Below are 19,254 nucleotides of genomic sequence, written 5' to 3'. Positions count from 1 at the left end.
GGCCAAAGCTGGGCATGAGGTGAAACTGCTGCCGGTGGGTCAGGCGATGGGGCATCTCGCCGATGAGATCAAAGCAGGGCATATGCCGGGTGTCAGCGACATTAAAGAGATGTTCAGCGATGACATTCACCTGAGCGGCAAGGGTCTGTATTTCGTCGCCATGGTGCAAGCGGCTGCGATTGTTGGTAAAAGCCCGCAAGGCGTGCCTGCCAAGGTGACGCGGGCGTGGACCTCTCGCGATGCGGTGATCACGCAACAGCAGGCGGAAGCGTTTCAACGCATCGCTTGGGAGGCGTTGGAGGCTTACGTGCCCGGTCAAATCGCGGCCCGGCTTGCGCCTGCAATAGTGCAGCCTGTTGTTGCCGTGGCAACAGCGCCAGATACACAAGACCCTCCCTTCCCTGCATTCAAGCCGATCACCAACACCCATCTCGCATTGGGTCTGGCGGGCGTAAACGATTGGTCTGTCCAACAACCTTTCTTAAATCTGATGAAAACCGCACGGCCATGGATCGGCCATCTGCCAGATCAATTCGGCGGCTGGACCGAGGCCGATCTCGCCAAAGCCGGGGCGTTAGGGCCGCATGGCTGGCCCACCAAAATCCCGCCCCAGCTGGCGAAAATCTCCACGCTCATCCTGACTGATCTGCCCGAAGATGCTGCGGGGGTCGCCGGGCGCTATCTGCTGACCTATCAAGGCAAAGGCACCCTGAAAGTCGAAGGCCGCCCGCAGGTTGTCGAAGAAACTCCGGGCCGCGTGCTGTTCGATTATACCCCCGGCGAGGGCCTCGTCGCGATCACTTTGCTCGCGTTGGATGCCACCGATCCGATCCATGATATCGTCGTCGTCCGCGCCTCACGTGCGCAAATGCTTGCGGGGGGTGCAATCTTCAACCCCGATTGGCTGGCTCGCATCCGTGGCGTCAAAGGCGTCCGCTTCATGGACTGGATGATGACCAACGATTCCCCCCTTTCCGAAACCAAAGATCGCCCCAAACCCGACGATTACTCCTATGCCCGCAATGGCGTTCCCGTCGAAGTCATGGTCGCTCTGGCCAATGAACTGCACGCCGACCCGTGGTTCACAATGCCGCATCTGGCCTCGGATGATCTGATCCGAACCTATGCCCAGATCGCGCATGACCAGTTAGACCCCTCACTTAAAGCGCAAGTGGAATACTCCAACGAAGTCTGGAACTGGCAGTTCGCCCAAGCCCGTTGGGCCGAGGAACAAGGCATTGCGCGCTGGGGGCAGGATAAAACTTGGGTGCAATTCTACGGTCTGCGCGCGGCGCAGGTGATGGGTATTTGGTCTGAGATGTTCAAAGACGCCCCCAACCGCCTGACCCGTATTGTCGCGGTGCAGACCGGCTGGCTCGGGTTAGAGGGGCAGATCTTGGACGCGCCCTTGGTGGTCGCCGAAGGCTTGCCAGCGCCGGTTGAAAGCTTCGATGCCTATGCGGTGACGGGGTATTTCAGCGCTGAACTGGGTGGTGATCAGAAATATGTCACGGTGAAAGATTGGCTAAAGCAATCCGCCGATGCCGCTCGCAAAGATATCGCGGCGCAACGCCTTACCGGGCTCGAAGCTGAACCCTATTTCGCCGCACATCGCTATGATCTCGCCGATAAACTGGCAGGCCAAGAGTTGCGCGATGGCTCGGTGACGGGCAACCCCGCGAACAGCCTGACGCAGATGCTGGCTGAAACTTTGCCCCATCACGCCGCGATTGCCGCCGAGCGTGGGCTAAAACTGATGATGTATGAGGGCGGCAGTCATGTGGTGGGCTATGGCTCTGCGGTCGATGATGAGCAGTTGACGGCATTTTTCACGCATTTCAATTTCACCCCCGAAATGGGCGCGCTTTATGCGGAGTTGTTGGCGGGCTGGCAGATGATCTCCGATCAACCGTTCAATGCTTTCGTCGATGTGTATCGGCCCAATAAATGGGGCTCGTGGGGGGCGCTGCGGCATCTTGGCGACAACAATCCGCGTTGGGATGCCTTGGCGAAAGGCTGCATCACGTGCTGACCCCGCGATTGAGCGTGATTATTCCGGCATCAAATGAGGCGGAATACATTGGCGATTGTCTCGCGGCGTTGCTCGCCTCTGGCCCGATCAATGCCGAATGTATCGTCGTTGCCAACGGATGCCGCGATGCGACTGCAGAGGTGGCGCGGGGCTATACCGCGCAAGCTGCGGCAGCGGGATGGGCATTGGTCATTCTGGACCTACCGCAAGGCGGCAAACCGAACGCTTTGAACGCGGGCGACAAAATCGCCAAATCGCCGCTGCGGGTCTATCTTGATGCGGATGTGATCGTCTCGCCCAATCTTATGGTCGAACTGATCGCAGCCCTTGGCGGCACTGCCGCGCTATACGCCACCGGAACCGCCCAAATCCCCCGCGCCAAAAGCGCCGTCACCCGCTCTTATGCTCGGTTCTGGCAACGCCTGCCCTTCGCCACAAGCTCCGCCCCGGGTTATGGTCTATTTGCCACCAACGCCGCAGGCCGCGCGCGCTGGGGGGATTTCCCGGCGATCATTTCGGACGACACCTTCGCGCGCCTGCAATTTGAACCGCACGAACGCCTGCAAGTGCCAGCGACATACCAATGGCCGATGATTGAAGGCTTTGCCGCCCTGACCCGGGTGCGCAGGCGGCAAGATGCGGGCGTTACCGAGGTTGACAGGCTTTTTCCCGGCCTTCTGGCGCGCGAGGCCAAAGCTCCCCTCGGCAAAGCCCGCCTGCTGGCGCTGGCGCTACGCGATCCGGTGGGTTTTGCGACCTATGCCGCCGTATCGCTGGCGGTGCGTCTCAAGTCTGGTCAAGACTGGACGCGCGGTCGTTGACGAATTGGCCGTTAACCGGGTCGTTGCATCGCTAAACACAATATGTTGTAAAAAATGCCAGAACTACTCACACAAACCCAAGTCACTCCCAACTGGGAGACGCGCAGGAATCGCCCTAAAGATCAAACGTCGCGAACACTGGCGCATGGTCCGAAGGCTGCACCCATCCCCGCACCGGACGCAGAATCCGACTGGCATGTGCGGCCCTGACAATGTCCGGGGTAGCCCAGATGTGATCAAGCCGCCGACCTTTGTCAGCGGTATCCCACTCGGGCGAACGATAACTCCACCAGCTATACAATTTGCCCGTCGGAATATCGGCGCGGGTGACGTCAACCCAGTTGCCGGAGTCCATCACCGCACCGAAATGCTCGACCTCAATCGGCGTATGGCTGACGATCTTCAGCAGCGCCTTGTGGTTCCAGACGTCATCTTCACGCGGCGCAATGTTCAGATCGCCGACCAAAATCGACTTCGACGGCTTCTCCCCATGAAACCAATCGCGCATTTCGGTCAGAAAATCCAGCTTCTGCCCGAACTTCACATTGACCTCCCGATCTGGAATGTCTCCCCCCGCCGGCACATAGCAATTATGGATCACCACGCCGTTTTCCATCCGCGCCGCAACGTGCCGAGCATGGCCCATCGCGACGAAATCGCGCCCGCCAACATCCTCAATCGGCAGCTTTGAGATGATCGCGACGCCGTTGTAACCCTTCTGCCCCCGCGCCACCATGTAGCGGTAGCCAAGGCTTCGAAACTGCTCGACCGGGATCATCTCTACCGGGCTTTTACATTCCTGCAAGCACAGCACATCCGGCGATTCGTCCGCCATCAACTTGGCAACCAACCCTTCGCGCAGACGCACCGAATTGATGTTCCATGTGGCGAGGGTGAAGGTCATCGGATGCTCCTTGTTCAGACGCGGGAGACTATGCTCGGCCGCATGTGTTCTCAAGGGGCCAAAGCGGAAGTGTTTTGCCTCTCTTAAATGTGGCCACATGAAGCCACCGCAAAAAAAAGTCGCCCAGCCAAGGCGGCCGGGCGTTAGGTCCAACAGGGAGGTAATGCCCAATACATACCATAGATCGCCGTACTTGGTCCGCAGTTGTTACAAAATACCGAGACCATGGTTTTTTCGCCACAACCCGAGATTGCATGGGAAGCGTATAACGCGCTGTTTCCGCGAGGGCCGTTCCGAAGAAGGACAGTGCGCGCGTCGCAAAGGTAATGCGTGTGACTACTTGGTCAGGATCAACTTGGCCGATCTGGTGATGCGCAGGGTATAAACTTGCCCATCAAGTTCAATGTAAGCCGTGCCAGCGCCGCCAGTCAGCGTGCGTGCATCGTAGCGCAATGTGCGATCAGACGGCACGAGTTCCGGTGCTGGGTGCATGGGCGACAGGATTTGAGTTTCGTACATGATGTGCTCCGCTACAGCTAGGATTGGCTCTGAAAGACCGGCTTCCCAAAACAGGCGGGTGGCTTGGCGTTAGCTAAACCTATCAAATCAGTCGGAAATGTAAATCCTGATTCTTTTAGTTAGCTTTAACAAAGCGGCAAAATTTGCTCGACTACCCGGCCACGGCCTGCGGCAGCAGCCAAGTGCCGCTGCTTGGCATCACATTTGTCCTGATCGCGCAACCGTAAGCCCGCGAAAGCTGCGCATCGGTCAACACTGCATCAGGCGGCCCCGCAGCAACCAGCGCACCTTCAGCCAGCAACGCCACCTTATCGGCAAACATCGCGGACAGGTTGAGGTCGTGCATCACCGCAATCACGCCTCCGCCAGCATCGGCAAAACGCCGCGCCAACCGCATCACTTGCAACTGATGGCCGAGATCGAGGCTGGCGACGGGTTCATCCAGAAACAGCCAGCGCGCGCCAGCGGTACCGATCGGATTCCACACCTGCACCAAGGCGCGAGCGAGTTGCACGCGTTGACGCTCACCGCCCGAGAGATCCTGATAGTTGCGGCTGGCGTGTTTGGACAAATCTACCTCGGCCAAAGCGCGCAACGGCAAATCGCGCGCATCGGCGTTCTCGCCCGAGGTTAGGCCGAGTTGGATCACCTCCAGCACTGTAAAAGGAAACGCGAGTTGGGTTTCCTGCGCCATCACCGCGCGCATCCCCGCCAATTGCCACGGCCTAGCGCGGGCGACGTCGAGATCGTTCAGGCTGATCTTGCCCTGATAAGCCACCTCGCCCGTCATCGCCCGCATCAGCGTGGTTTTCCCCGAGCCATTCGGCCCAACAATCGCCGTCAATGTGCCGGGACGCGCGGTCAGGCTAATGTTATGCAGCACCGGGCTGCGGCTAAGGGCTACCGAAATATCGTCAACAACCAGCATCGGCTACATTCCCATCAGGCCCTGACGCCGTATCAAAATCCACAGGAAAACCGGCGCACCCAGCAGGGCTGTCACAATGCCAATCGGCAGTTCTGACGGAGCGACAATGGTCCGCGCGATCATATCGGCGGCCAGCAGCAGGCTTGCGCCCAGCAAAGCCGCGTTGATCAGCAAATAGCGATGGTTCGGGCCAGTAGAAATCCGCAGCAAATGCGGCACCACGATGCCGATGAAGCCGATGCCGCCTGAAACCGCCACTGAAGCGCCCGTTGCGGCAGCCACCGCCAAGATGGTCAGGCGCTTCAACCGCTCAATCTCAATGCCCAAATGCGCCGCCTGCGCCTCACCCAGCGCCAGCGCGTTCAACCCCCGCGCCATCAGGGGTGAGAACACCAGCACTGGCAAAATCAGCGGCAGTGCGGAGGCAATCTTGCCCCAACCCGCCCCCGCAAGCGAACCCATGCCCCAGAACGTCAGATCGCGCAGTTGGCGGTCGTCGGCAAGATAGACCAGCACGCCGATCACCGCTCCACCCAACGCACCCAAAGCGATTCCCGCCAGCAGCATGGTCGCAACCGACGTGTGCCCGCCTCGGGTAGCGACGCGGTAAAGCAGCAACGTCGTGACCCAGCCGCCGACAAATGCTGCAACCGGCACCAACTGGCCGCCAAAATGCACGGCAATGCTGGCGGGCAGCAGGCCGCCGAGCACAATCGCCATCACCGCGCCCAAACCTGCGCCTGCGCCAACTCCAACGATGCCGGGATCGGCCAGCGGATTGCGAAACAGCCCCTGCATCAGCGCGCCCGACACTGCCAAAGCCGCGCCGATCAACATGCCCATCGCCAAACGCGGCAGACGGATGTTCCACAAGATCACCTGATCGCGAGTCGAAAGCTCACCTTTCATCGCGGCGCGCGCCAGATCAATCAGCGACAGACCAGCCGCCCCGGTGCCCAGCGACAGCACTGATACCACGACCAGCAGCCCGATCAGCAGCTTGGTCATCAGGGCGGCGCGGGCCTCGCGGTCATCGCCAATCATCACCCGCGCCATACCGAGCGACACCATTTAGCCCGCCTTCGGATACAGCGCATCATACAGCGCCTTCGCCGCATCCGGCGTGCGCACCCCAAAGCCCAGCAGCATCATGCCGTCCATCCGCACGATATTGCCCGACAGTGCGGCAGGAGTTTGCGACAGGGTCGGATGCGCCATCACATCCGGGTTGCCGATAGCCAGATCGCCTTCGCGGTCCATCATCAGGATCAGGTCGGGGGCTGCGGCGAGAACCGCCTCATCCGTCATTTGTTTGTAACCCTTGAAGCCCTCGGCCGCGTTGATCCCCCCAGCAAGCGCAATGATCCCCTCCGCCGAAGATCCTTCGCCACCCGCCATCAAGCGCCCACCTTGCAACGACAGCACAAACAGCACGCGCTTTTTGTCGGTGACGGCGGCAGCGCGGGTTTCGGCTTCGGACAACCCAACCTGAACCTTCGCCGCCAACGCCTCACCTTCGGCCTTACGCCCCAAAGCCTCGGCCACCGCTTTGATCTTCGCCACCACGCCTGCCGGAGTCGGATCGCCCGGCATCCGCAGGAATGGCACGCCTGCCGCATTCAGCACATCGACCGCAGCGGGCGGACCCGCATCAGCCTCGGCCAAGATCAGATCGGGGTCCACCGACAGCACACCTTCCGGCGACAGCGCGCGGATATAACCAACATCCGGCAAAGCGGTGATCGACGCCGGATAGTTCGAGGTCGAATCCCGCGCCACCAACCGATCGCCCGCACCCAAGGCCACGGCAATTTCAGTGACCGAGCCGCCAAGCGTCACGACCCGCTTAGCATCCTCGGCCACAGCTGGAGTGATCACAGCAACCGACAAAGCCAGCGCCAGACCTACCCGCAGAGTTTTGGTGATGCGCATCATGCCATCACCTGTTCCAGAACCAGCAGCGACGCCATCAAGGCATCCCAAGCCACCGGCGGCGCATCCTTGCGATAACCGAAGATTTGCAGGATCAAGCCGCCCTCGGCATCAAACGCCTCAACCGAGATCGCATCGCCACGTTGAGTAGGCTTGGTGACGCGCCAGACTTCGGTGATGTGATCAGCGCGCAAATGCAGGTTAAAGCGCGGGTCCATCACGTTAATCCACGGCCCCATTGGCACGACTTTTTCAATCGGCCCGCCGTGGATCTGGATGCAACCCGCGTTGCCGACAAAGATCATCAGCGGAATCTTCTGGTCAGCAGCCGCGTGCAACACCTTGGTAATCGTGTCGTTTTCGACCTGAGCTGCGAACTGCGGACCAACCGCGCGGTTCGCGCCCAAACGGTTAAACTTCAACCGACGCGTGAGCTTCAAGAACTGGTGCGTGTCGGTCATGGTTTTCCACTCGGCGCGCAGATCAGCGACGCGGGCCGGGTCGCCCTTCGGCCCCTCAACAGGCGCGCGCGCAATAAGGCTCAGCTGACCCGATTGCTCGGGCAGCCGCAAAGCTGCAACCAAAGCATCGAATGCGGCCACGTTCGACTCGGGCTTCAGATGCACCTTATGCACCGCATCGCCCGCCGCATCGAACACTTGCAGGCTGCGCTTGGGGCCATCCTCGCCCGCCTCAACCACCGCAAAGCCGAACTTCCAATGGCTCGGAAACATCCGCATATCAATCTCGGACCCGAGCACCATCGCCGCATGAGGCCCTGCGCGGTAATCTTCGTAGACGCCGCGCCGCTCGTGCACGCAGGACTCATTACGTGTCAGCGCCATCACATCGCCCAACTCACCGATCAGCGGAAACAACGCATCCGGGGCGGCGTTGATCGCCGTAGCCGTCAAGCCGACATAGGCCGCGACCAGTTCAGCTTCGGTGATTCCCTGCATCCCCGCAAAGTCTCGAGCCCGGGCCTTGGGATTTTCATCACGCAAGGCGCGAATCTGTTCGGGGGTGTGCGTATGAGCCATGACGAATCCTAACATTTGCAGGGAAGCGCGGTTCTGGCGGGCCGTTGGGGCGTGGCTGGAGCGCAAGGGTCTGATATATCTGCATAGATATACTTGACAGTTATAGTCTGGATTTTTATTAGCTTATACCTGACAGATCAAGTCAGAATATTTCTGCCCGCCAGCTTGCACCGGCAAAGCCAGCCATTCGCAGACCCTTAACAAGGAAAGCTCATGCTGCCTCGCCGCACCTCCGCCTTACGCGGACAACTTTTGATATCTACATTCGCGATTGCACTGGTCGCCTCGCCCGCAGCCGCCCAAGATGCCACTGCTACGGACGGCGGCGTGTTCCAAATGCTCGGCCGGATCATTTTCGGCGCAGGAACGGCCAAGGTGGCGATTGATACGCCGCAGGCCGTCACCGCACGCGAGCAAGCCGATCTTGATCGCGCGCAGCCAAACACCATCGGCGATGTGCTGAAAGGTATCCCCGGTGTGCAGGCGACAGGGTCTTCGGCGCGTCCTTTGGGGCAGGCGTTCAACATTCGCGGCATCGGCAACACCGAGCAAACAGCTTCGGAGGCCCGCATCGCGGTCAGCGTCGATGGCGCACCGAAATTCTTCGAGCAATACCGTCTCGGCTCTTTCTTTGGTGACTTTGAGCTGTTCAAGCGTGTCGAAGTGCTGCGTGGCCCAGCCTCATCAACGCTCTATGGCGCGGGTGCGATTGGCGGAGCGATTGCGTTCACCACCAAAGACGCCGGCGATTTTCTTGAGGACGGCAAAACCACCACCTTGCGTTTCAAGTCGGGTTACAACAGCAATGGCGATACCAGAAAGCTCGGTGTGATTTTTGCGACCAAACAAGGTAACGCCGAATATTTGGGCTCACTGAACTATTCCAGCGGCGGCGAGATCAAAGACGGCGGCGGCACCGTGCTGGCAGGCACGGCGCATGAAAGCATGTCTGGCTTGCTGAAAGGCAAGTGGACGCTTGGGCAGGATGAAGATCAAAGCCTGACCCTGTCGCTGTCGCGCACTGACACCGATCTGGATGATACTTTGGTCGCGCAAACTGGTGGCGCGGCTGCGGCATTCTTTGGCACCGCTGACATCCATTCCGTTGACGATACCGTGTCGCTCAAATGGAACAACAGCTTTGCCAACAACCCGCTGCTCGATCTTTCGGTGCAGCTTTCGTATACAAATACCACAGTTGATAAGAGCAACTTCTCGTTGGGCATGGCTTGCGCGCCGGGCCAATCGCAAGTGCTTTGCGAAGGTGATTTCGGTTACGCCACCACCACGCTCAAAGTCGAAAACACTGCTGAATTCGGCGGCGGCGGTTGGGACAACCGAGTGATCGCCGGGGTGCAGCTTTCGCGGCAAGAGCGCAGTGCGCATTCCAGCGTTGGCGCCTACAGCTTCCACCCCCAAGGCACCGACACCAAAGTTGGCATCTATGCGCAGGGCGAATTTGTCTACGACGAACGCCTGACCCTGATTCCCGGCGTGCGGATTGATTTCGGCCAGTTCAGCGCTGGCGATATCGCAGGCGGCCTGGATAGCGACGATACCGCAATCTCGCCGAAGCTGGCGGTGATGTATAAAATCAACGACAGCTTCTCAGTGTTTGGCTCGCTGGCGCATACCGAACGGATGCCGACACTGGACGAACGCTATTCCACCGAAGCCGCAAGCACCTTGCCAGAGCGGCTGGCCAGCATGGGGCTCGCCAAGGAAGAAGCTGATTCGGTCGAGCTCGGGTTCACGTTCAAACGGCAAGATTTGTTGTCAGACGGCGACAGCCTGCAACTGAAACTGACCGGATTCCACAATGATCTGAAAAACATGATCGCCACGACGCCGCGCCTTCCCGGTGGCCCGGCTGTGCCGTATTACTCCAACATTACCGCCGCAGAACTCTGGGGCGCGGAACTTGAGGCCAGCTACGATGCCGACCGTTGGTTCAGCAATCTGTCGTGGAGCAAAGTCCGCACCAAGAACAAAAACCCGGCGGTTGGGGCTATTTCGACAACCCTGCCCGACACGCCAGCGGAAGCGATTTCGCTGACCATTGGGGCCAAATTGCCAGCGCAGCATCTGAACATCGGCTGGACCGGGTATTATTACGACAACATCAAAACCTCGTCGGCGACTACCACGGGAGATTCCTACCAGACCCACGATATGTTCGTGAAATGGTCGCCGGACGAAGGCGTTCTCAAGGGGTTGGACGTGAACTTTGCGGTCGAGAATATGTTCGACGAAAAGTACAAAAATAACCTGGCGCTCGATAACGGCGTAGGCCGCAACTACAAACTCTCGATTGCAAAATCGGTGAGTTGGTAATGCGCAATCGTTGCGCCATTATAATTGGGGTGGGCCTTTTGGCCCATCCCGCGTTTGCCCAAAGCATCGCCACCGATCTGGCCGCACCACACCCGCCGGGAACCGATCTGTTTGGCATCATTCTTTCCGCGCATTGGGTCGTGCAGGTGGTGATGGCAATTCTAGCACTCGCCGCTTTCGTCGCCCTGACGATCATGGTGCAGAAAATCGCCGAGCTTACGCTGGCGTTCCGGGCTTTGCGTCGCAGCGCGCAGAAGCTAACGGCTGCCAGCGATTTGCCCTCGGCAGTGCGCTCTATGGCCGCCCAGCGCGATCCGGCCTCCATGATGGCGCGCGTTGCACATGACGAACTTTCTGCGTTGTCGGAGTTTCCCACCGAGCCGGCTTACGCCCACGCTGCCCAGCAACGCACCCGGATTGCGATGGACCGAATTGAGGCGGGTGCTTTGGCACGACTGCGCGCGGGCTCTGGCTTTCTGGCATCTATCGGTGCGACTTCGCCGTTTATCGGCCTGTTCGGCACCGTGTTTGGCATAATGAACGCCTTCCTCGCCATTGCCGAAACCAAGACCACCAGTCTTGCCGTGGTCGCCCCCGGCATTGCCGAGGCCCTATTTGCCACCGCGATCGGCCTGCTTGCAGCTATCCCCGCCGTGCTGATCTACAACGCCCTGTCGCGCCAGATCTCCGCTTTCCGCCGCAGGCTTGCTGACGCCGCCGCCCAGATCGAACGCCTACTCAGCCGCGATCTCGACCGCCGCAGCGCCGCCCGTCTTACGCCATCGGCAGGCTAAATCATGGCAATCGTCACCAGCAACCGCCGCGATGACGACGACGAAGACGCGATGGCCGACATCAACGTCACGCCATTCATCGACGTGATGCTGGTGCTGCTGATCGTGTTTATGATCGCAGCGCCGCTTTCAACCGTCGATGTGCCGGTCAATCTGCCAACCTCCTCGGCGGAAGCGACGCAGCGCCCGGAAGAACCGATCTGGCTAAGCCTTGGCGAAGATCTGACGCTGACTTTGGGCAACGAGGCGCTGCTCGCGCCCGATCTGCAGGCCGCGTTGGACATACAAAGCAAAGGCAAGCGTGAGGCGCAGGTGTTTTTGCGCGCTGACCGCGTGGTCGCTTACGGCGATCTGATGGCCGTGCTCGATCAGTTGCGCGCGGCGGGATATCTGCACGTCGCCCTCGTCGGGCTGCAAAGCACCACGCAAACGCCCGGTCTTTCCACGCCAATCGCACCCATGGGGGCCACGCCATGAGCCAGCAATTCCGCAATTGCCCGGTGTCTTACCCGATTGCCGCTTCGGCGCAGCCACAGCGCAGTTGGGTCAGCTGGACGCTTTCCGCGACCACCACCGCGCTGATCCTGAGTGCCGCCAGTGCCTTGGCGCTGACCTCGAACCAGATGCCGGCGATTGTGGAAACCCCTGTGTATCTGACGCTGCCCCCCGCCCCCGCCGCCGCAGATACCATGGCCGCGATGACCGATCCTGCGCCGATTGCCAGTTCCGAAGCACCTATTCCGCCGCAGCTTCAGGCCGACGCGCCGCAGCCGGAACCGCTGCCAGATATGCCAAAACCAGAACCCGTGGCACAGAAAACCCCGCCTCCGCTGCAAAAACCACAGCAACTGACCGACGCCAGACCCGAAACCGACGCGGAGCCCCCGCCACCCGATCCGCTGCCAACGCCTGACGCACTGCCAGCAGCAGCCGATGCGCCACCAAAACCGTTAGAGCCCGCAAAGCCCAAGGCCGAACAGCAAACGCCAAGGAAGGCCGAGGCTAAACCGGAAACACCGAAGAAAAAGCCCGAAAAAGCCAAAAAGACCAAATCAAAAAAGGCTGATGAGCCTACCCCGAAAAAAGCCACTAAGGCCAGCGCCGCCCCCGCTGCGGGCGCAGCTTCAGCGCAGGCCAAGGGTTCTAAAGCGGCGGCGCAGGGCCAATCGCCAAAGGCTTACAACAAGGCGGTGCTGAAAAAGATCCGCGGTGTCAAAAAGCGCTCGGGCGTTGGCAAAGGGCGGGCGGTGGTGGGCTTTGTGATCTCGGCCAATGGTGGGCTGTCTCTGGTGAAGATCGTGCAAAGCTCTGGCGTGGCCGCACTGGACGCGGCGGCGCTCGATCATATCAAACGCGCAGCACCGTTCCCGCCACCACCGGACGGCGGCAAAGTATCGCTCTCGACTGAATTCGTCGGCCAGTAAGCTTACGTAAGCGAAATCAGGTGGTTATCCCATTGCGTCGCATTTCGTGTAAGCCGCACAAGCCCATCCCGACCATAGTTCCAAACGCCGCCCTGCCCATCCGTCACTCGCAGGCCCGTCGCCAATGCCGCGACACCCGAGGCATCGGCGCGCTGGTGCGTAGCCAGCCATTCCCCCGCGCCATCGAACAGCATCACCACCCCGGCAGGCGCAGAGGTCAGCGCAATCAGATCGCCGTCGCGACTGACCGCAATAGACCCGGCGTAGCCCTTCATCGCGAAAGCCTCGGTATCCGGTGGCGGGCAAAGCTGCGCGGCCTGCCCCGGCACCCACAGCCCCAACTGCGCCACGGCTTCGGTCTTGTCACCCTCCCACTGCATCGCAAAAGCCACGCCCTCCCCGTGCAGCGCCAGGTGGCGGATCGAGTTTTGGTGAAACTCGGCGTTCAGTTCGACCTGATCCAATAGCACCCCCTCCGCCGACAGCAGCGTCAGATTGGGCCGCATCGTGTCGATATTCAGTTTGGTGCGGTCGTTCGGATCGGTCTCGATCCCGCCATTCGCCACCACAATCCGACCATCAGCCAGCCGCCTGATCTCATGCGGACCAATACCGTGGCTGTCCCACTCACCGATGCGGGTAAAGCCTGCGGTTTCCCACAGACCAACACGCCCTGCAGAAGTTTCCGCCACAACTTCCGACGTCATCAGCAGCGCGCCATCCACCGAGAACGCGCCGTGACCATTGAACTGCCGACCTTCCGGCGGGGTCAACTGGTGCCGAGTCTTCCCAGTCAGGCAGTCCAACACCAAAGCAAACGTGCCGGGACGACGCGCAAACGCCACAGCCAAAGCCTCGGTTGGATGCGCCGCAGCGGCATGGCCGCGCGCTGGTAGGCCGATTTCAAACAGGCTTTCACCCACCGCACTTAGGCCATGCAGCACAAACTCATCACCGAGTTTGCCCGCAGCTAAGCAAGCCGGAGAACCCACCTCCGCCCAAGATACCCGGGGCAGGCTGGCCGCAGCCAACCCTGCCAGAAACGCGCGCCGCGTCGCCATGTCAGTCTCCATCCGCCGCGTTAAAGCCGACTCTGACGTCGAGTTCGGGCCCAAGCTCACCCATCGCCGTATCGCGCAGCGCACTGATGGTCTGTTGCAAAATCTCAACTTTCAGCCGCCCTTGCGGCGTTGCAACCCCGGCGAAAACCGGATCGTTCAGCGCGGTGGCCTGCTTGATCGCCCGGTCAAACCCGGCCAGCGTCAGCGGCGCATCCGGCGTCAGCGTCACTACCATGGCCCGGAGGGCTTGCAACGACAGCAGCACATTGCGCAGACTGCGGCCTGAAGCAATTGCCTCGGCACGCTCCGGGCGCGGTTTGTCAAAACTGCCGAGCGGGCGGACAAGCCGTTGATCTTTATCAAACTCCAACGCCGTGACGATCTGCGTGAACAGCGCCTGCCGCACTTCTGGCCGCAGTTGATAGGTGGTGTTGCCGACATCGCCCGCTGTCAAAACCGTGTTGGCATAGCTGTTGACCCAGTTGTCGTTGATCAACTTTGCCATGCGGGCAAGATCAAGCGTGGTCGCCCGGATCAGCGCACAAGGGTCGGCGGGCAGCGGGGTTGCCGGGTAAAGCAACCGCTCCAACCCGGTCAAACCGCGCGCTGCAACCGACTGGTCGGGAAAGTTTTCGGGCGTGAGCGCGGCGGCATCGCCGAGCAACAACGCCCGTTGCGATTTGGCACCCGAGCCTTTTGGGTCCGGCCAAAACGCGATCGCAACCGACAATCCGTCCGCCTCTGCCGGACCGAAATGCAGATGCTGCACCCCCAGCCACGCATCATAGGCGGCGTTGAACGCGGGCTTCAAACTTTCAGCGTCACAACTTTTAACCGCGCTGTCCGATAGCGCCTGCGTGGTTTCGGCAAAGGCGGCATAGCCAGGCAGAATGTGCAACTTCACCGTATCTTCAAAATCCGCCAGCGCCGGAGTGGCGCAGCAAAACAACAGCAGCAGGGGGCGAAGCAGCATGATTTACAAGCTTTCCAGAAATGCGATGATAGCGTCTCGGTCGTCTTTTGGCAGAGCCACCACGGCGTCGCGCGCAGTCTGCGCTTCACCGCCATGCCACAGCACTGCCTCCAGCAGGTTGCGCGCCCGACCGTCGTGCAGAAACTCGGTGTGACCCGAGACTTGGCTGGTCATGCCAATGCCCCATAGCGGCGGAGTTTTCCACTCCGATCCGGTGGCGCGGCCTTCAGGCCGGTTGTCAGCAAGACCCGGCCCCATGTCATGCAGCAGCAAATCGGTATAGGGCCAGATAAGTTGGAAGCTTTGCTCTGGCTGATCTTTCAGGCGGTCGGTAACGTATTTTGGCGTGTGGCAGGCGGTGCAGTTCAGATCGTAGAACACCTGTTTACCGCGCAAAACCTTCGGGTCGTCGAGGTTGCGCCGCTCTGGCACGCCAAGATTGCGAGCATAGAATGTCACCAGATCAAGGCTTTGGTGATCGACTTCAAGTCCATCGCGCACGCCCGGCTCTTGACCGCTAATGGCCACGCGGCAGGCGTCTTGCGCTGCGGTGCAATCCCCCCACGGATCGGCGTGGAGCGCCGTGGATAACCCCATGTCGCCCTGAAAAGCCGCCGCCGACTGGTCGCGGATGCTGGCCTTGCCGCCCTTGAAGCCAAAGCGCCCCAGCATCGCCTTACCGTCAGAACCCGCAGGCACAATGCTGGCGCGGCCCGAAATGCCGTCGCCATTGGCATCATCCTCATCGACACGCGCTAAAATATCTGCCTCGGGAATAGCCTCCAGCAAGCCCAACCCGATCATCTGCGGCGCGACACGCGGCGACAGCATCACGTCCGCCGCCATAGGCCCATATGCCAAATCCACCACCGAATACTTAGGCGCGCGCAGCGACACCACGCTGCCATCGCCCAGCGTCACCGGGACTTCGGTATAGTCGATGCGCATCTTGCCCTCAGCGGCGATGCCGGTTGAGGCGAAATCCTGAAACTGCCCGCCATAGGTCGGCTCATCCTGCGTCGCCAGCCAATCTTTGATCTCGGCAGGGTTAGCGCCACCCGGCACCGATAGCCGCAGAAACATCGACACGGCACTTTCGTCTGGACTTTCCGGCACATGGCCGCGCCCGTCTTTCAGATGGCAATCCTGACAGCCACGCGCATTGAACAACGGCCCAAGCCCGTCAGAGGCCAGCGTCGATGCAGGCGCAGGCACCCAAGATTTGGTAAACAGCGCATTGCCGAGATTGAAGTTCATTTGCCGCTCAAACGGCATGTTGCCGGAAAATTGCGAGAACGCATCACCCGTAGGCCGCGCCCGCACCGTCGCTGCTCCACCGGATTTGGCCTCAAACGTCTCAGGTTTGCTAAAATCAGTGGTCGGCGCCAGCACCCGGGCAATCCGCGCCACCTCGGCCTTGGTGCGCGCGATCACCGTCAAAGGCTGATCCTGTGGACCTTGCGCAAGGGCCGGTCCCGCCAGCAGCGGCAGTAGCAGAAGGACGCGCAGCATCCGGGTCTTCCCTATATCAGTTGGCAGTGCCGTGTCCCGATTCATGCCCGGACCCTTTGCGCTGCCTGCCTACTCAGAGTGGTTTTCAGCGCGCTTTGTCAACTGCGACACACAGCCTTCAAAGCGCGCTGACGCAAGCGTTACTGGAACACAGCACCCGGATTATCGAGGCTATCGGAACCCTCAATACTGGTGCCAGTCAGCCCCAAAGTGGTGATCGCGCGCTCTATCGAAGCGGTCTGTGTGACCAGCGCATTAACGCCGCCCATCACCAAAGCTTCACCCTCTTTGTTGCCCGCAGCCAGCATCTGATCGTAAGCCATACCCGCCTCGGACGCCGCCTTGATCGCACCCAGTGCTGTCACGGTTGCAGCCAGTTCGCCCTTCAACTGCGTATCAACCGCAGGGTCCACCGCAGCCACCAACTCCGACACCGAGGCACCCGAAACGACGCTGCCATCAACGCGAGTGTATCTGCCGAGGTAGACGTTCTGAATACCCACGCCGTCATAGTAATGGCTGTGAGCGGTGTCGTCCGAAAAACAATCATGCTCTTCTTCCGGGTCGTTCAACATCAAGCCCAAGCGCATCCGCTGGCCCGCGACTTCACCGTAAGACAGGCTGCCCATCCCGGTCAGAATCGCCGACAACGCGGCTTTCGGATCGCTCTCAATCGTCGCACGCGCAGCGCCACCGGCGGCCCATTGCCCGGCCATATCGGCCAGATCCGTCACCAACAGATCAGTCGCCGCCTTCAGATAGGCCGCGCGACGGTCACAGTTGCCGTTGGTGCAAGCCTCGCCCTGCACATAATCGGTGAACTTGCGATCACCCGCCCCCGGCCCGGTGCCGTTCAAATCCTGACCCCACAGCAGAAACTCTACCGCATGATAACCCGAAGCCACGTTGGCCTCGATACCGCCCGCTTCTTGCAATGTGCCCGAGATCAATTCCGGCGTGATATTGGTCGCATCGACCTCGACGCCCGAGATGTTGAACTTAGGCGTCGCAATCACGTTCAGCGTCGCAAGGTCATTTTCTTCCGATTTGCCGTAAGATCGGTCAACGTAGTCGATCAAACCCTCGTCCAGCGGCCACGCGTTGACCTTGCCCTCCCAATCATCGACCGCGACATTGCCAAACCGAAACGCCTCGGTCTGCATGTAAGCCGGACGCGAGGCGATCCACGCAGCCCGGGCAGCTTTCAGCGTATCCTCGGACGGCGTAGCGATCAGCGCATCCACCGCCGCCTGCAACGCTTTCGCTTGGATCAGGCTGTCTTCATAGCCCGCCGCAGCGATATCAGCGTAGGTCTTGGCGACGGCTGCTGGATCAGCGGCAAGCGCAGGCTGCACAGCCGAGACGAAGGCTGTGGTGGCGAGAAGCATGAAAAACGAATTGCGCATACGGGCTCTTTCCTAATGACACGTGATAGTTACGTCGAAATCTTTGGCCCGAACCGACAGGCTTTGGGCGGGTAGGGTCTTAAGCGCAGCGCGGCCAATTTCTTCGGCGGTCTGCATTGCATCTCTCCGTTAAGGTAAGGGCGCATCTCTACCCCAGCTTCACTACTCGATTTGCGATATTAACTGATGGATTCACTCGGAAATGTAAATCTGATTCTTTGACTCGACTAATCGACAGCTCAAAAAAACCCAGCTAAACCGTGCGAGCCTTAGCTTGACCGAACCGCACCACCACTGCACTCTGCCGCAATGAACCTAAGTCCGCTGTGGCAAACCCGCAATTTCCGGATGCTGTTCGCCTCAGCCGCCGCAACCAATCTGGGCGATGGCTTGATCGCCGTTGCAGTGCCATGGCTTGCCACCCTGCTGACCCATGATCCGATCCTGATTGGCCTCGTCGCCACCACCCGCCATCTGCCGTGGTTCCTGTTCGCGCTGCCTGCTGGCGTGATCACCGACCGCCTCGATCATCGTCGCATTCTGATCAGCGCCGATTGCCTGCGCATCGCTTTGTCTCTCGCGCTGCTCAGCTTGGCGCTGACGGCCACCCCCGGCACGACGCCGGTTCTGGTGATGGCGGCACTGACGTTCCTGCTCGGCAGCGCAGAGGTTTTGCGCGACAATACCGCGCAAACTTTCCTGCCCTCGGTGGTCGAGAAACCGCAGCTAGAGCAAGCCAACGGCGCATTGTGGAGCACCGAGCAACTCGCGGGTCAGTTCATCGGGCCACCGCTTGCCGGGCTGCTGATCGGCATTTCCGTGGCGCTGCCTTTTGGTGCCCAAGCCGCGATGCTGGCGGGCGCGGTGGCGCTGATCCTGTCGATGTCGCTGCCACGCCGGGTGCAAACCACCCCGCATTTGCCAATGTTTGCTGCGCTCAAAGAGGGGATGCTCTGGCTATGGCGCGACATTCCGCTGCGCCGACTGGCATTCGTATTGGGCGGCTTCAATTTCATTGGCTACGGCTTTGCCGCCGTTCTGGTACTTTACAGCCAACGAGTCCTCGGCCTTGACGCCTTCGGCTTCGGCGCCTTCCTGACCCTAGCAGCCTGTGGAGGACTCGCGGCCACCCTGATCGGCCCACTGATCTTGCGCCGCATCCGTCCCCGGTCAGCAATCTTGCTTGGCATGGTCGGGTTCACGATGGCCGCGACCGCGCTCGCCTTGGAAGCCCCGCTCTGGCTGATCGCCGTATTTATGGTGCTGGATGGCTTTTCCGGCATGTTGTGGAATATCGCGCAAGTCAGCTACCGCCAACGCCACATCCCCGCGCCGCTACTGGGCCGCGTCAACGCTGCCTTCCGCTTCATCGGCACTGGCCCCGCGGCATTCGGCGCCTTCACCTTTGGCTGGCTGATTTCGTGGGCAGAGCCTTGGGGCAGCGCGCAGGCCGTTCTTCTGCCCTACGCCGTCGCCGCCGCAATCGGAGCAGCCCTCACCGTCTACGCCGCCGCCCGTCTGCAATTACGCTAGACAGATCGCAGATAAAAAAAGACCGGGCGCGAAGCCCGGTC

17 protein-coding genes are annotated in these 19,254 nt (G+C 60.5%); 7 read left to right on the top strand and 10 right to left on the bottom strand.

Annotated features, from left to right (window positions below):
* The coding region (locus JWS10_RS02870) for a hypothetical protein (RefSeq protein ID WP_299504567.1) at positions 1–2,032 on the top strand (2,032 nt) is incomplete at its 5' end.
* Entirely contained in the window at positions 2,026–2,853 is an 828-nt protein-coding gene (locus JWS10_RS02865; RefSeq protein WP_366943507.1) for a glycosyltransferase family A protein, read from the top strand. The genes JWS10_RS02870 and JWS10_RS02865, both read left to right, overlap by 7 nt.
* A 115-nt stretch (positions 2,854–2,968) precedes the next feature.
* Here JWS10_RS02865 and JWS10_RS02860 read toward each other — a convergent pair whose 3' ends face one another.
* The 6 genes from JWS10_RS02860 to JWS10_RS02835 form a co-directional block, all read right to left on the bottom strand.
* A complete protein-coding gene (locus JWS10_RS02860; protein WP_299504565.1) occupies positions 2,969–3,757 on the bottom strand; it encodes an exodeoxyribonuclease III in 789 nt (262 codons plus the stop codon).
* 336 nt (positions 3,758–4,093) lie between these two features.
* Positions 4,094–4,249, bottom strand: coding sequence for a hemin uptake protein HemP (locus JWS10_RS02855; RefSeq protein WP_299504570.1), 156 nt, complete (start codon positions 4,247–4,249; stop codon positions 4,094–4,096).
* A 178-nt stretch (positions 4,250–4,427) separates the two neighbouring features.
* Positions 4,428–5,204 (bottom strand): heme ABC transporter ATP-binding protein, encoded by a 777-nt coding sequence (locus JWS10_RS02850; protein ID WP_299504564.1) that lies wholly within the window; start codon positions 5,202–5,204, stop codon positions 4,428–4,430.
* A gap of 3 nt (positions 5,205–5,207) precedes the next feature.
* On the bottom strand, positions 5,208–6,275 hold the full coding sequence (locus JWS10_RS02845) for an iron ABC transporter permease (protein ID WP_299504563.1): 1,068 nt from the start codon (positions 6,273–6,275) through the stop codon (positions 5,208–5,210).
* The gene (locus tag JWS10_RS02840; protein WP_299504561.1) at positions 6,276–7,139 is read right to left on the bottom strand and encodes an ABC transporter substrate-binding protein; all 864 of its coding nucleotides are present in this window, start codon (positions 7,137–7,139) and stop codon (positions 6,276–6,278) included. It abuts the gene before it with no gap.
* A complete protein-coding gene (locus tag JWS10_RS02835) occupies positions 7,136–8,176 on the bottom strand; it encodes a ChuX/HutX family heme-like substrate-binding protein (protein WP_299504559.1) in 1,041 nt (346 codons plus the stop codon). Before JWS10_RS02835 ends, JWS10_RS02840 begins: the two co-directional genes overlap by 4 nt.
* 213 nt (positions 8,177–8,389) lie before the next feature.
* On the opposite strand from JWS10_RS02835, the gene JWS10_RS02830 reads away from it, so the two are divergent.
* From JWS10_RS02830 to JWS10_RS02815, 4 genes are read left to right on the top strand one after another with little or no spacing between them, the layout of a single operon-like run.
* Positions 8,390–10,510, top strand: coding sequence for a TonB-dependent receptor (locus JWS10_RS02830; protein WP_299504556.1), 2,121 nt, complete (start codon positions 8,390–8,392; stop codon positions 10,508–10,510).
* A 38-nt stretch (positions 10,511–10,548) separates the two neighbouring features.
* A complete protein-coding gene (gene exbB, locus JWS10_RS02825) occupies positions 10,549–11,304 on the top strand; it encodes a tonB-system energizer ExbB (protein ID WP_299504553.1) in 756 nt (251 codons plus the stop codon).
* A gap of 3 nt (positions 11,305–11,307) precedes the next feature.
* Complete coding sequence (gene exbD, locus JWS10_RS02820; protein ID WP_299504550.1) at positions 11,308–11,781, top strand: TonB system transport protein ExbD; 474 nt, start codon at positions 11,308–11,310, stop codon at positions 11,779–11,781.
* A complete protein-coding gene (locus tag JWS10_RS02815; RefSeq protein ID WP_299504547.1) occupies positions 11,778–12,728 on the top strand; it encodes an energy transducer TonB in 951 nt (316 codons plus the stop codon). The genes exbD and JWS10_RS02815 overlap by 4 nt, the downstream gene beginning before the upstream one ends.
* 2 nt (positions 12,729–12,730) lie before the next feature.
* Here the strand turns inward: JWS10_RS02815 and JWS10_RS02810 are convergent, their stop codons facing one another.
* The 4 genes from JWS10_RS02810 to JWS10_RS02795 all read right to left on the bottom strand — a co-directional run bounded on the left by JWS10_RS02810 (position 12,731) and on the right by JWS10_RS02795 (position 17,680).
* A complete protein-coding gene (locus JWS10_RS02810; RefSeq protein WP_299504545.1) occupies positions 12,731–13,789 on the bottom strand; it encodes a DUF1513 domain-containing protein in 1,059 nt (352 codons plus the stop codon).
* A 1-nt stretch (position 13,790) separates the two neighbouring features.
* On the bottom strand, positions 13,791–14,762 hold the full coding sequence (locus JWS10_RS02805) for an imelysin family protein (RefSeq protein ID WP_299504543.1): 972 nt from the start codon (positions 14,760–14,762) through the stop codon (positions 13,791–13,793).
* Between the two features lie 3 nt (positions 14,763–14,765).
* Entirely contained in the window at positions 14,766–16,274 is a 1,509-nt protein-coding gene (locus JWS10_RS02800; protein WP_299504540.1) for a di-heme oxidoredictase family protein, read from the bottom strand.
* A 140-nt stretch (positions 16,275–16,414) separates the two neighbouring features.
* The gene (locus tag JWS10_RS02795) at positions 16,415–17,680 is read right to left on the bottom strand and encodes an imelysin family protein (protein ID WP_299504538.1); all 1,266 of its coding nucleotides are present in this window, start codon (positions 17,678–17,680) and stop codon (positions 16,415–16,417) included.
* Between the two features lie 309 nt (positions 17,681–17,989).
* Here JWS10_RS02795 and JWS10_RS02790 point away from each other — a divergent pair, with 309 nt between their 5' ends.
* Entirely contained in the window at positions 17,990–19,213 is a 1,224-nt protein-coding gene (locus JWS10_RS02790; RefSeq protein WP_299504536.1) for an MFS transporter, read from the top strand.
* Positions 19,214–19,254: the final 41 nt, after the last annotated feature.

Source organism: Cypionkella sp. (genome assembly GCF_028290025.1).
Taxonomy (GTDB): domain Bacteria; phylum Pseudomonadota; class Alphaproteobacteria; order Rhodobacterales; family Rhodobacteraceae; genus Cypionkella.
The sequence above is the reverse complement of the archived record's forward strand: the minus strand, read 5'-3'. Positions and strand labels throughout refer to the sequence as shown.

Excerpts from the sequence above, each read along its gene's own strand:
- JWS10_RS02860 (WP_299504565.1), bottom strand. The coding sequence starts at position 3,757 with ATGACCTTCACCCTCGCCACATGGAACATCAATTCGGTGCGTCTGCGC.
- JWS10_RS02855 (WP_299504570.1), bottom strand. The coding sequence starts at position 4,249 with ATGCACCCAGCACCGGAACTCGTGCCGTCTGATCGCACATTGCGCTAC.
- JWS10_RS02850 (WP_299504564.1), bottom strand. The coding sequence starts at position 5,204 with ATGCTGGTTGTTGACGATATTTCGGTAGCCCTTAGCCGCAGCCCGGTG.
- JWS10_RS02845 (WP_299504563.1), bottom strand. The coding sequence starts at position 6,275 with ATGGTGTCGCTCGGTATGGCGCGGGTGATGATTGGCGATGACCGCGAG.
- JWS10_RS02840 (WP_299504561.1), bottom strand. The coding sequence starts at position 7,139 with ATGATGCGCATCACCAAAACTCTGCGGGTAGGTCTGGCGCTGGCTTTG.
- JWS10_RS02835 (WP_299504559.1), bottom strand. The coding sequence starts at position 8,176 with ATGGCTCATACGCACACCCCCGAACAGATTCGCGCCTTGCGTGATGAA.
- JWS10_RS02830 (WP_299504556.1), top strand. The coding sequence starts at position 8,390 with ATGCTGCCTCGCCGCACCTCCGCCTTACGCGGACAACTTTTGATATCT.
- exbD (WP_299504550.1), top strand. The coding sequence starts at position 11,308 with ATGGCAATCGTCACCAGCAACCGCCGCGATGACGACGACGAAGACGCG.
- JWS10_RS02815 (WP_299504547.1), top strand. The coding sequence starts at position 11,778 with ATGAGCCAGCAATTCCGCAATTGCCCGGTGTCTTACCCGATTGCCGCT.
- JWS10_RS02810 (WP_299504545.1), bottom strand. The coding sequence starts at position 13,789 with ATGGCGACGCGGCGCGCGTTTCTGGCAGGGTTGGCTGCGGCCAGCCTG.
- JWS10_RS02805 (WP_299504543.1), bottom strand. The coding sequence starts at position 14,762 with ATGCTGCTTCGCCCCCTGCTGCTGTTGTTTTGCTGCGCCACTCCGGCG.
- JWS10_RS02800 (WP_299504540.1), bottom strand. The coding sequence starts at position 16,274 with ATGCTGCGCGTCCTTCTGCTACTGCCGCTGCTGGCGGGACCGGCCCTT.
- JWS10_RS02795 (WP_299504538.1), bottom strand. The coding sequence starts at position 17,680 with ATGCGCAATTCGTTTTTCATGCTTCTCGCCACCACAGCCTTCGTCTCG.
- JWS10_RS02790 (WP_299504536.1), top strand. The coding sequence starts at position 17,990 with ATGAACCTAAGTCCGCTGTGGCAAACCCGCAATTTCCGGATGCTGTTC.